This window comes from Paraburkholderia sp. (assembly GCF_049581445.1).
Lineage (GTDB): Bacteria > Pseudomonadota > Gammaproteobacteria > Burkholderiales > Burkholderiaceae > Paraburkholderia.
Genome location: NZ_JBAURZ010000358.1, coordinates 32500 through 45175 on the forward strand (window position 1 = coordinate 32500; position 12676 = coordinate 45175).

Genomic DNA, 12676 nt, shown 5'->3' on the forward strand with positions numbered 1-12676 from the left:
ACTCGATGAATACCGCCACACACCCCGTCGACAGGATTTTGCCGAAGCGTCAGATGATCACGCTCGGTTTGCAACACATGCTGGTGGCTTACATCGGCGCGATTGCCGTGCCGTTGATCGTCGCATCGGCGCTGAAGATGTCGTCCGCCGACACGACCGTACTCATCAGCACGGCTCTGTTTTGCTCCGGCATCTCCACGATCCTGCAAACGGTCGGCGCCTGGAAATTCGGCGTGCGCCTGCCGATCTTGCAGGGCGTCGCGTTCAGTAGTGTCGGACCTGTGATCGCTATCGGTACGAGTCCATCTGTCGGGTTCGCCGGTGTGTGCGGCGCAGTGATCGGAGCAGGTCTCTTTACGATGGTCGCGGCCCCTTTGGTGGGTCGCTTACGACGATTCTTTCCACCTGTAGTGACCGGCTGCATCGTGACAGTGATCGGCCTGCAACTCTTTCCCGTGGCTTATCAGTGGACGGGCGGCGGGAGTGCCGCACAAGAAGGGTTCGGCGCGCTACCGTATCTCTGCGTCACGCTGTTCGTCGCGCTCGTTATTCTCGCGATCAATCGCTTCGCCAATGCCTTCGTGCGCAATCTCTCCGTGCTGATCGGTCTGATTGCGGGCGGCGTACTGGCCTGTGCGCTCGGCATGGGCAACTTCCACAGCGTCGCAGATGCGCCCTGGTTCACCGTGCCCTATCCGTTTCACTTTGGTACGCCGGTGTTCTCGCTCGTGCCGGTACTCACGATGATCGTCGTGATGGTGGTGCAGATGGTTGAATCGATGGGCCTGTTCGTTGCGATCGGCGGCATCGTCGATAAGGACGTCACCGAGGAAGACGTCATACGCGGATTGCGCGCCAACGGTCTCGCCAGCGCCATAGCGGGCATGTTCGCTGCGTTTCCGTTTATCGCCTTCATGGAAAACGTGGGTCTGGTTATTTTGACCGGCGTGCGCAGTCGCTGGGTCGTGGCGACCAGCGGCGTGCTGATGTGCGCGGTGGCGCTAGTGCCGAAGATCGGCGCAGTGGTCGCGTCGACGCCCGCAGCAGCCCTGGGCGGCGCGGGCATTGCAATGTTCGGGGTGGTGGTGGCCGCCGGTGTCCAGACGCTCGCCAAAGTGGATTTTGAAAAGAACCGCTACAACGTGCTGATCGTCGGCTTCACGATGGCAACCGCGTTGATTCCGGTGATGGCACCCGAGGTATTCAAACGCATGCCCGACTGGACCCAGCCGTTCCTGCATAGCGGTGTGGTGCTGGCATGCCTCGTCTCGGTACTGCTGAACGCCGCGCTAAACGGCGCACCCGAAGTTGAGACCGTCACCGAGCACCCCATGGTGAGCGAGAAGACGAAAGCGGTGTAACACGTCCGTTGACAACACCTACGGTCACGCACGGTTTCGAGCCGTCCGTGACTGCCCGGTTGGAACCAGAGAGGATATGAAATCGTGAGCATGCAAACTGAGGCGCTGCTGATCAAGAACCCGGTCGCGGTGATGAGCGGGCTGCCTGGCGCGAATGCGCGGCTCGGCAAGGTCGACCTGCGCATTCGCAACGGCCGCATCGAAACCATCGCGCCCGGCTTGATGCCGCGCGCGGATGAGCGCGTCATCGATGCGCGTTCGTGCGTCGTCTATCCAGGATGGGTCAATACCCACCATCATCTGTTTCAGAATCTGCTGAAGGCTGTGCCATCCGGCATCAACGCGGATCTGCAGGAATGGCTCGCCGCCGTGCCCTATCCGCGTCTTGCGCGCTTTACGCCAGCGCTCACGCGCATCGCCGCGCGGCTGGGTCTCGCCGAGCTGCTGCTGTCTGGTGTTACAACCTGTGCGGACCACCACTACCTGTATCACGCAGACGGCACGACCGAAACCGGCGATCTGCTATTCGAAGAAGCTGCGGCGTTCGGCATGCGCTTCGTGCTGTGTCGCGGCGGAGCATTGCAAGCAGCAGGCGATCATCCGGGTTTTTCCAAGGTGGCGCTGAAGCCGGAAACGCTCGATCAGATGCTCGCCGATATAGAACGGCTCAAAGCACGTTATCACGACGCCAGCGCGGATTCGATGCGACGCGTGGTGGTCGCTCCCACCACGCCAACCTTTTCGCTGCCACCCGAGCTTTTGCCCGAGGTCGCTCGCGCCGCGCGCGGAATGGGGCTGCGTTTGCATACTCATCTATCGGAGACGACCCGTTATGTCGACTTTTGCCGAGAGCGCTTCAACCAGTTGCCGGTCGAGTTCGTCGCCGATCACGAATGGCTTGGCCCAGATGTCTGGTTTGCGCATATGGTGCATTTGCAAGCCAGCGAAATAACGCTGCTGGCGCAAAGCGGCAGCGGCGTTTCGCATTGTCCTGTGAGCAACGCACGACTCGGCAGCGGCATAGCGCCCGCACCACAACTGGCCGCTGCGGGCGTGCCAATCTCACTTGCCGTGGATGGGGTGGCATCCAACGAGTCTGGCAGCATGACCAACGAAGCACATTTCGCATGGCTCGTCCATCGCGCCGCGCAAGGCGCGTCCGCGACGACCATCGAAGAAACGATTCATTGGGGCACCGCTGGCGGCGCGCGTGTACTAGGGCTGGATGCAGTCGGCACGCTCGAAGCGGGCAAGGCGGCCGATCTGGTGTTGTATGACGTTGGCGATCTGCGCTTTAACGGCTTTCACGATCTGGCCGTGGCGCCCGTGGCGGCGGGTGAACCTGCGCGGGTACGCTACAACGTCGTGAATGGGCGCGTAGTGGTTGAGGACGGCGTCATTCCGGGGCTCGACCTCCTTGCGTTGCGGCACGAGGCAGCAGAGGCCGTCAAGCTGCTGCTCGACTGAGGCGTGAGCCGCGCCGGGAATCGCCGAAGTGGCTGCCATGCCGGGCCTCGCTCCGGTGGGTCTGGTGCGTTCCACGAGCTTGCCGAAACGTTGGCGGCATTGCGTTATCAAGGCCCGGGCAGGAACTGGATATCTCCGTACCAGGCGCGTGTCACGGTGCTCGTATTGTCGGTATCGGTCAGCAACCCGTAACCGGTGATTCGCCCTGGCGGTTCGTGAAAGACGCGCTCATAGTCTTGCACGATGTTGCGGCGCAGGCTTTGCCACTGACCGGCATCTCCGGGCAGACCTGAGACCACAATCATCTGTACGCGGCCCGTGTGAGGATTGGCAATGACGGTACCTGGCGCAGCGTTGGTCGACCAGATATACATCAGCGTGGCATAGGGCAACTCTTCGCCACCCAGGCGCTTTGCCAGGTCCATCTTGGCCCGCTCGAAAAGCGACAGCTTGCTTTTGTCGCCGTCAAAGGCGAACACCAGTCGCGCTGGCGCGTCTTCCTTCGATCCAACGCGGTTGTCGGCGCCCTCAATCGGCCCCTCTGCTTTCCAGCGCCATGCCACGACGGGCGTGCGGGCGAGGTCGATATTACCCTCGTGCATCAGCGCAGAAGCAGAGTGGTTCGCGTCCGCCTGCAGGACGGTGGTGTGGCCGTCGTGAACAAGCGTGTATTGTGTCATGGGCTTGCCGTGCACGACCGGCAGGTTCTTCCAGCCCGCCGGCAGGGGTGCGTCGGGCTCGAGCGTGGAAAAGGCAATACCCGGCTTTTCGTCCTGGGCAAGGAGGGCTGGCGGCGACAGAAGGAGCGTGATGCACACAGCAATCCAGACTGGCCGGACTGTTCGTTTCCGCGCTCGAGGAATTGAGGGAAGATGCATGGTTGGTCGTATTCGTCCTTTAGCTGGCAGTCATTGTAGCGGGCTTGGTTGACGACAGTCCGGCGGAGACTTTAAGCCCGCGGTTTAGACCACTTGCGGCACCGAGCCTACGGCCACCCTCTATCAGCTTGGTTATATACGCGGTATTCGCGTTGAACGCCTTGCTGGTGGATCTCTTCCGCCCTAACCTGAATCTGACATTCAGCGGTCCTTCCCACTTTTCCTGGGCCGGCCATATCGCGCAATCCATGCATCGAGGAACGCCCGATTTCGGAAGACAAAGGTCCTATTGGAGAACACATGCACGACAAACTCCTCTCAGTCATCATTACACGGAAATGGCAACTTGCCGAGAGTTACCATGCCGTTGAACTTCAAACCAAGTCCCGGTCGGAGCTTCCGTCGTTTGACCATGGAGCTTGCGTCACACTTGTTCTCGATAGCGTCATCAACAAGGAGCGAATATATCCTCTGTGCTGTTTTACGTCTTGGCCGCGTGCATATGTAATCGCTGTGAGACAGGATGATGGCGCCTCGGACACAGAAACAGCTGGCATCTCGTTGAGCCAAGGAGACAAGGCTTTTATCGCAACGCCACAGAGTCCTACAGTTATTTTAGGCGGTCGAACACGATCGATACTTTTTTCTGGAGGCGTTGGCGCTGCATCGATCGCGGGAATCGCGAATCGGCTTGCCTCGGCAGGTCAAATATTCGAACTGCACAACTTCGCTCGATCACCTGCACGTGCAGTCTTCCGGGAAGAACTTGACGCGCTTAAAGGCGAAGGTGGGGTCTATCACCATTTTGGCTCGGATGTTGACCGATTGGAGCAGAAAATTTCGCACGCGATGAGCCCAGCACATGCGAACACTGAGATCTACTGCAGTGGTCCCCCGGCATTTATGGATCTCGTCGAGCGCCAGGCTCGCGACTGGGTGTATCCGGCTAATATCCACAAAATTGTCTTGGGCGACAGAAAAAATTCATCGTCGCGTCTTTTCCAGGACGTGCGCTGATGCTGGTTTGTGTTTCGTACTAGCCGCCTTCGATCCACCGAACCTCAGATGCCATCAAATGGCTTTCCAGCGGCGTCGACGTTGAGACAGGTATTGCGCGTCCAATTCACCTGGTCACAAAGGGCAGTCATATCTGAACGCTTAGTATCCTGCGTTCGACAGCCCTTTCGGCCCAACCGATCACTCGGCTGTCTTGCGGGACCGCCGGTAAAGGTGGCGCTCGTGAGACTTCCGTTGCTTAGTCCACGTCGCGTCAATCTTCAAACGAACGAATCATTTTGTCCAACGTGATGGGGAGATCGCGAATCCGCTTTCCCGTTGCGTTGAACACCGCGTTTGCGACAGCCGCGCCGACCCCCGTGATTCCGATCTCTCCAACCCCGCGGGCCCCCATCGGTGTGTGCGGATCAGCTTCTTCGTTCCAGATTATGTCGATCTCCGGCACGTCGAGATGCACCGGCACGTGATAGTCAGCAAGCGATGGGTTCATGACGCGGCCGGTTCTCTCGTCGAACTGGGTTTCCTCCATCAGTGCAAGACCAAGGCCCATGATGATGCCGCCGCGAAACTGGCTAGCGGCGGTCTTGGCGTTGATGATCCGACCGCAGTCGAATGAACCAAGAAAGCGGCTTACGCGAGTCTCACCGGTGACGGCATTGACCCGCACCTCGCAGAAGAGCGCGCTGTGGCTGTGCATTGACCAGTGTTGCAACTCAAACGGCATCGAAGCATCGGCCTCGACAGTCACTTCCTTCTGACCGGCGCGCTCGAGTATCGAGACGTAGCTCTCGAATCGGCGCTCATCCTCGAGACCGCAGAGACCGCCGTCGCGGCCACCGACCTCGTCCGGCGACAGGCCGGAGAGCGGCGAGTTGCTGCCGGCGAGGCTGAGCAGTTCCTTGACGAGCTTCTGATGGGCCGCAATCACCGAGGCGCCGATGGCTGCCGTCTGCTGCGAACCACCCGCGAGCACTACGCCCGGCAACCTGGAGTCGGCGTAATCGAAATCGACATCATCCATGGTCAGCCCGAGGCGCTCGGCAGCGATCTGGGTCTGGGCGGTCGATGTGCCCATTCCCATTTCGTGCGCGGCGATACTGACTGTGGCGCGCCCCTGGTTGGTCAAGGTGATCCGTGCCGCGCCGCCCGGCATCCGATAATAAGGATAAGTGCCCGTCGCACAGCCCACGCCGACGAGCCAATCGCCGTCTCGGCGTGCGCCCGGCGCGCCACGCGCTGCCCAGCCGAATCGTTCGCAACCAGCCTTCCAGGCCTCAACAATGCCGCGCTGAGAGAAAGGCAGCCCGGTTGTTGGATCCTTCTCTGGCTCATTCCTGATCCGCAATTCGATGGGGTCCATGCCCATGGCTTGAGCGAGTTCATCAATGGCGCATTCCAGCCCAAAGGTTCCGACCGCCTCACCGGGAGCTCGCATGAAGGTATTGGCCGTCATATTCATTTTGACGGTCTCAACGTCGAGCAGGAAGCTTCGAGAGGCATACGCGCTTTTCGCCGGCAGAATGAATGGCTCCGGCATATTGTTGTGAGGCGTCATTGCGACTGTGCCCGTGTGGATCAGGGCGTCCAGGGTCCCATCGGCTTGCGCACCCAGCGCAACGCGCTGTTCAGTCAGGGTACGGCCGCCGACGATGCGGAAGACGCCTTCGCGTGACAGCGTGATCCGCACAGGGCGTTGTACCAGCTTCGCCGCCGCGGCTCCAAGCACCTGATGTTGCCATAGCGTTTTTGAGCCAAACCCACCGCCGACGTACGGCGAAGTGACGTGCACCTTTTTCTCGTCAATACCGAACACCTGTGCGATGGTCCACGCGTCGTGGGCTACCGCCTGAACGGTGTCGTGGATCCGCAGCGTATCCCCCTCCCAGGCGAGCGTCGCTGCGTGCAGTTCAATAGGATTGTGGTTGTGGCGAGGGGTTGTGTAGCGAACGTCAATCTTGTGGGGCGCGGCGGCCAGCATGGCCTCGGCATCGTTGATCTCAAGCTTCAGCGGCTCGCCCTGGAAGACGCCAGGCTCCGAGCCTTTTGCTTTGGCCGCGTTCAGGGATGTCACACCGTCGCTTCCCGCTTCATAGGTGACCTGGATCAGGGATTGGGCGTGGTCCGCCTGCTCCTGCGTCTCGGCCAGCACCAGCGCGACCGGCTGGCCGTTCCAGTGAACCTGGTCGTCCTGCATGATCGGCAGGTCATCGCCGCCTGCGGCCTTGGGCTGAGTCATGAACGCGGGCATAGGCTTGAGGCGAGGCGCATTCCGGTAAGTCATCACCAGTACGACACCAGGCGCGGCCTCGGCCGACGTGGTGTCCATGTCGACGATACGCCCGCGTGAGATCGATGAATACTTGAGCGCCGCGTAGGTCATTCCCTCTTTTGGAAACTCTGCGGCGAAAGCCGCGCGACCGGAGACCTTCAACGGCCCGTCGATCCGACTTATCGACGCACCGATCAGGCCGTGCCTTTGGCGAATCAATGGATCTGGTTCCCCGCCAGGTATAAAGCTGTCGGGGGCAAGGGCAATTGCCTTTTTCATCACCGCCTGCACGGCGTCCTTGAGGATAGCCATCAGCGTATCTCCTGAAGAGCAGTCAGCTTGACCAGCGTGTCAGTGATCACACGCTGACCCAATTCGATCTTGAAAGCGTTGTCGCGAAGACCTTGAGCGGAAGCGAGTTCCGCCAGCGCCGCTGCCCGGAACGCAGCCTCGGTCGCCGGGCCGCCCTTAAGGGCCGCCTCGGCCGCGTTGGCGCGCCACGGTTTGTGAGCGACGCCACCGAGGGCGATCCGCACTTCCTTCACGGCGCCGTCCTGCACTTCCAGAGCCGCGGCCACCGAAAACAGTGCGAAGGCATAGGAGGCGCGGTCGCGCACCTTGCGATAGACGGAACGGCCTGCCAGGGCGGGTGGCAGCGTCACCGCGGTGACCAGTTCGCCTGTCTCCAGTACCGTTTCGATGTGTGGCGTTTCGCCGGGCAGGACGTGAAAATCGGTCAGCGGGATGTCGCGGGTGCCTTTAGGTCCGTCCACTGTTACCACCGCATCGAGGGCGGCTAGCGCCACGGCCATGTCGGAGGGGTGAGTCGCGACGCACGCAGAGGACGCGCCAAGGATGGCGTGCATGCGGTTGAAGCCCTCGATTGCATCGCAGCCGGTTCCGGGTGCGCGCTTGTTGCAGTGCGCGGCATCGTCATAGAAGTAGCCACAGCGGGTGCGCTGCAGGAGGTTGCCACCCACGGTCGCCATGTTGCGGATCTGAGCCGAAGCACCTGCGAGAATCGCCTCGGACAGCAGCGGATAGCGCTCGCGCACGCGCCGGTGCGCCGCCAACGCTGTGTTCTTGACGCCGGCGCCGATCCGCAGGCCGCCTTCGCCTGTCTCCTCTATTGCGCACGCCAGGCCTGTGACGTCGACCAGTACCGCCGGATGCTCAATGGTTTCCCGCATAAGGTCGACGAGGTTGGTGCCCCCGCCCAGGTATTTGGCTCCCGGTCGGGCACCGAGTGTCAACGCCGTTTGCCGGTCCGAAGCGCGTTCATAGGTAAAGGGGTTCATCAGGCTGCCTCGCGGTTGCTGGGCTCGGTCCCGACCTTACCGAACGTATCCTGGATCGCCTCGACAATGCCGTTATAGGCGCCGCAGCGGCACAGGTTGCCACTCATTCGTTCACGCAGTTCTGCGTCTGTGAGTGCAAAAGCCTCCGCCGCTATGTCTTCGCTGACGTAGCTTGGCACGCCGCACTTTAACTCCTCGACCATGCCGACGGCCGAACAGATCTGGCCGGGGGTACAGTAGCCGCACTGGAAACCGTCGTGTTCGACAAAGGCCTCCTGTAGCGGGTGAAGATTGCCTGGCGCGCCCAACCCTTCGATGGTAGTGATCTCGCGATCCTGATACTGCACGGCGAGAGCGAGGCAACTATTGATGCGTGTTCCGTCGACCAACACGGTGCAAGCGCCACATGCGCCCTGGTTACAGCCCTTTTTGGTACCGAAAAGGTGGCGTTGTTCGCGGAGCATATCGAGGAGCGATGTCCTGGGGTCAAAGTCCAGTTCGACTTCGTTGCCGTTAATGAGGAAATGCATGATTACTCCCATTAAATTCGGGTTGCCGCCGAAAAACTAAAACTTGAGTGGGCTAATCGCTACCAGCCCCAACTTGCCGACAAAGCAATTCGCGGACCTTCGAACGGCCAAGACCACGGCGAGGAAGTTGATATCCCGGCCGATGACGGCGGATGGCGTCTCCGGGGGCGTGCCAACCTGTCCAACGTGGCGAGCCCGTTTCAGCACCTGACCGAAAAGCGCGTGTAAAAACCAGAAGTCCGAAGGTTTTTCTTACGTGGTGGCGCAGAAAGACGTGTCTGAGCTACCCCTTCTTAATTTCAACATTACTTACCGACATGAAGGATTTAGGCGCAATCGCCCAGGGAGCCCGGGTATGCCCGTGCTCCTCCGCAGACCCACGTAATCTGAAAAGAAGGGTCAGGCAGTTACGGCGATCCGGGTGCGCTCTCGCCGAGGTCCCACCAGATTCCGGCCATGACTGCGAGCGCCTCACGGGCAACGGAACCCAAAAGGTGCTCGTTGGGTGCATGCTGATTGCAGGCGGGGAATGAGTGCGGTATCCACAGCGTTGGCAAACCGAGCGTTCTGGCGAATACGTCGTTCGGGACGGTGCCACCCAGATTCGGTAAGAGCGCCGGCTTTTTGTCCGTCGTTTTGCACATCGAATCAAGTGCCCAGCTAACCCACGGATTGTCGAGCTCGAGTCGAGTGGCCGGCGTCCCGGGCGATACCTTCACCTGAACCTCTTTGAACCCCAGTTCAGCAAAATGCGTCTCGAGATGCTCGCGTAGATGTTCCCAGTCCGTGCCGACGACAAACCTCAACTGGCAGACCGCTTTCGCGACCGGTGGAATTGCGTTCACGGGTGCGTCGGCGTTGCCGGATTTGAAGGCGAGAACTTCGAGCGCATTCCATCCAATGACCCGCTCGGTCGGCGTCAATCCTGGTTCGCCCCAGGTGGGGTCAATTTCAGGAGAACTTTCATCTCGTCCAAGTTCGATATCGGCGAGCGCTTCGCGCACCGCATCCGTGATTGCGGGCGGGCGCAAGCCGTCGACCACGATGCGGCCGTTGCGGTCGACCAGACTCGCGATTGCATGCGATAGAACGACCGCTGGATTGCGCAGTACTCCACCCCAGTTGCCCGAATGGTGGCCCCCTTCCCGCAGGTCGACGATCAGGTCGAACGGCACCGCCCCCCGTGACCCCAGAAAGAGGGTCGGCCGCTCTGCTGATACTCGTGGCCCGTCGGACGCGAGGAAGACATCTGAGGAAAGCGCTTCACTTTCGGCTGCGCATACTTCGTTGAGGCCCGGCGAGCTGATTTCTTCGCCTGTTTCAAAGATGACCTTGACGTTGTAGCCGAGTTTTCCATTGCGCGCGTCGAGTACCGCGGCGAGGGCGGCGAAATTGACTGAATGCTGACCCTTGTTGTCAGCCGTGCCTCGCCCGTACCATCGGTCACCCTCGACGACGATTTCCCAAGGCTTTAGTCCGCTACGCCATTGTTCGTCGTAACCGCGCACCACGTCGCCATGTCCATAGGTCAACACTGTCGGCAGTTCCCGCCCCTCAATACGTTCGGCGATGAGAAACGGCGCGGTTCCGGAAGCAGGGTTTAGGACGATACGGCTTGCGAAACCCATCGCCGCCAGGAGCGGAGCAATTTCATCCGAAAGGTAGGCATGCAGTGAATGGGACTGAGCCGGATTCTGGCTTTCGGTGCGAAACGCGACTCTTCTCCGAAGGTCTGCGAGAAAGGCGCCGGAATCCAGCGTTCGGACAGCCGTCGAAATTGCAGCGGCACGGGTGTTCGCAGCTTCCTTCACAACATCTCCTGTCTGGTGAGGGTTAGCCAGATTTTAGAAACGCCAAAAATTCGCCACAATTTCAAAATTTGCGGATAGCATTGCCGAAATGGCAATGCTCCAAGAGGTGAAATTGCTACATGGGATTGGGTTGAGGTATTTCGTTGAAGTCGCACGCGCCGGTTCGCTCGCAGCAGCGTCTGAGAACCTGCACGTTGCGATCTCCGCCATCAGTCGGCAGATTACCAAGCTGGAACAGGAAGTAGGAACCGCCCTTTTCGAGCGAACGGCGCGCGGCATGGTCCTGACCGAGTCAGGTGAACTCCTGGCTCAGCATGCACGGCGCGCACTCATGGACGGTGACGCAGTTATCAACGAAATATCGGAAGCACACGCTCTCGGGAAGGGAATCGTCCGCGTTGGTTGCACCGAGGGGTTCACACGTTACTTTCTCCCAGGCGTGTTGGCCGCCTACTATGCCGAACATCCTCGAACACGGTTTGTTTTGAAGTCTGGCACGCCCGCTCAGGTCGAGAACTGGGTCACGTTAGGCGAAGTCGACCTGGGCGTCGCTTTCTCTACTTCTACGTCGACAGCCTTAAACGTTGAATACAGCACAAACGCGCCCGTGTGCGCGCTGCTGCGCTCGTCGCATCCCCTGGCGCAGAAGGACGTCCTCTCGCTCGATGATCTGCTTGCTTATCCCGTTGCGATCCTTGAGCGCGGAACAACGGTTCGCCAATTGCTAGATTGGTGCTGCTCAGCTCGGGAGAAACTCCTTGAACCGTTACTCACGAGCAACAACTCCAGTGCGATGCATCATTTTGCCGCGCTGACAGACACAATTACGCTTGGCAGTGCTATCTCTCTTCGAGGCATGCAGGGGGATTGCTCGTGGCTCGCAAAGCGAATTGACGAACCATTATTGAATGAGCGGCATCTCCAGGTCACTGCTATGAAGGAGCGTCGTTTGCCGACGTCGGTGCAGCACTTTCTGGCGGCGTTGAAGAAAGCCTTACGTGAGGGCTTGCCTGGCGAGTCCGCCAATGGCGTGCAAGTCAAGAAACGTCGTGCTGGAAGTCGGGCTACCCGGTAGCCCCCTTTGCCCAGGTAGCGGAATTGGTAGACCCGCTATCTTGAGCTTGTAGCGCCGAGAGGCGTGCGGGTGCTTATCCCGTCCGGGGCACCATTGTCTGGTTTAGACGATTTGGCGGAGCTGAGGATATCGGGGCAGGCATCGAACCAGGACTGGGGCCGGCGCACGTCCTCACCCCGCTAGCGTGGCGCAGGCGCTGCCTGTGACGACGATCCGGTCCGCGGCGCAACGCAGGAACGCAAGGAACTCGGCAGCGGGCAACGGCCGGCTCATCAGGAAGCCCTGCATCTGATCGCAGGCAAGTTCGCTGAGCGTTCGTAACTGCGACTCCGTCTCCACACATTCCGCCACAACCTCGATTTGCAAGGCGCGCGCGAGTGTCACGACGGCGGATAGTAATGCACTGCCGCGCTGGCCACCGGTGTCAAGATCACGCATGAACGAGCCGTCAATCTTGATCTGATCGAATCTGAAGCGCTGCAGATAGCCGAGACTCGAATATCCGGTACCGAAATCGTCAATGGCGACGCTATAGCCGCGCGACTGCAATCGTTCAATTGTGCGGCTCGTCTTCTCGATGTTCTGCATCGCTGCCGTTTCGGTGATCTCGAACATCAGGCGAGACGGATCGACCCCGGCAGCGTCGACCAGCGCGTCGACACGAGCTACCAGGTCCGGCAAGTCAAACTGGATTGGCGAGAGATTCACCGCGACGGAAATCGCCGGCCCGGAGCGGCGTGCCCCGCTCCTCCAACCAATGCGGCGAAATTCAAGTAAAGCCTTTTTTTGCATCTTTTCAGCACAACCCGAATGTCGCCTTAAATACTTTCTAAAGATTTCATAAACGCTGACGTTATTGCCTAAGGAAAGGCAAGCAATGGCGTCCATGCCAATTCAAAAGATCTTCAGAAAGTCCGTCCGGCTATTCGCCGGCTGGAATAGGCGACGGGAGGCTATGCCTTTCGGCTGT

10 protein-coding genes are annotated in these 12676 nt (G+C 60.0%); 4 read left to right on the plus strand and 6 right to left on the minus strand.

All coding sequences use genetic code 11. The features are described from left to right. Positions 1–5: 5 nt before the first annotated feature. Positions 6–1361 (plus strand): nucleobase:cation symporter-2 family protein, encoded by a 1356-nt coding sequence (locus tag WCA85_RS30590; RefSeq protein WP_424068674.1) that lies wholly within the window; start codon positions 6–8, stop codon positions 1359–1361. A 90-nt stretch (positions 1362–1451) separates the two neighbouring features. Beyond that, positions 1452–2828, plus strand: coding sequence for an amidohydrolase family protein (locus WCA85_RS30595; protein WP_424068713.1), 1377 nt, complete (start codon positions 1452–1454; stop codon positions 2826–2828). Positions 2829–2935: 107 nt separating this feature from the next. Here the strand turns inward: WCA85_RS30595 and WCA85_RS30600 are convergent, their stop codons facing one another. After that, complete coding sequence (locus WCA85_RS30600; protein ID WP_424068676.1) at positions 2936–3706, minus strand: DUF3047 domain-containing protein; 771 nt, start codon at positions 3704–3706, stop codon at positions 2936–2938. Positions 3707–4006: 300 nt separating this feature from the next. Here WCA85_RS30600 and WCA85_RS30605 point away from each other — a divergent pair, with 300 nt between their 5' ends. After that, on the plus strand, positions 4007–4723 hold the full coding sequence (locus WCA85_RS30605) for an oxidoreductase (RefSeq protein ID WP_424068678.1): 717 nt from the start codon (positions 4007–4009) through the stop codon (positions 4721–4723). Positions 4724–4976: 253 nt separating this feature from the next. Here WCA85_RS30605 and WCA85_RS30610 read toward each other — a convergent pair whose 3' ends face one another. From WCA85_RS30610 to WCA85_RS30625, 4 genes are all read right to left on the minus strand, one after another. After that, the gene (locus WCA85_RS30610; protein WP_424068680.1) at positions 4977–7304 is read right to left on the minus strand and encodes a xanthine dehydrogenase family protein molybdopterin-binding subunit; all 2328 of its coding nucleotides are present in this window, start codon (positions 7302–7304) and stop codon (positions 4977–4979) included. Continuing rightward, positions 7304–8290, minus strand: a complete 987-nt coding sequence (locus WCA85_RS30615) for an FAD binding domain-containing protein (RefSeq protein ID WP_424068682.1) — start codon at positions 8288–8290, stop codon at positions 7304–7306. The genes WCA85_RS30610 and WCA85_RS30615 overlap by 1 nt, the downstream gene beginning before the upstream one ends. Beyond that, positions 8290–8820 carry a 2Fe-2S iron-sulfur cluster-binding protein gene (locus WCA85_RS30620; protein ID WP_424068684.1) on the minus strand — a complete coding sequence of 177 codons (531 nt, stop codon included), beginning with the start codon at positions 8818–8820 and terminating at the stop codon, positions 8290–8292. Before WCA85_RS30620 ends, WCA85_RS30615 begins: the two co-directional genes overlap by 1 nt. Positions 8821–9227: 407 nt before the next feature. Further along, positions 9228–10631 (minus strand): M20 family metallopeptidase, encoded by a 1404-nt coding sequence (locus WCA85_RS30625; RefSeq protein ID WP_424068686.1) that lies wholly within the window; start codon positions 10629–10631, stop codon positions 9228–9230. 94 nt (positions 10632–10725) lie between these two features. On the opposite strand from WCA85_RS30625, the gene WCA85_RS30630 reads away from it, so the two are divergent. Beyond that, positions 10726–11706, plus strand: a complete 981-nt coding sequence (locus WCA85_RS30630; RefSeq protein WP_424068715.1) for a LysR family transcriptional regulator — start codon at positions 10726–10728, stop codon at positions 11704–11706. Positions 11707–11877: 171 nt separating this feature from the next. On the opposite strand, the gene WCA85_RS30635 is transcribed toward WCA85_RS30630, so the two are convergent. Next, complete coding sequence (locus WCA85_RS30635) at positions 11878–12594, minus strand: EAL domain-containing protein (protein WP_424068688.1); 717 nt, start codon at positions 12592–12594, stop codon at positions 11878–11880. Positions 12595–12676: the final 82 nt, after the last annotated feature.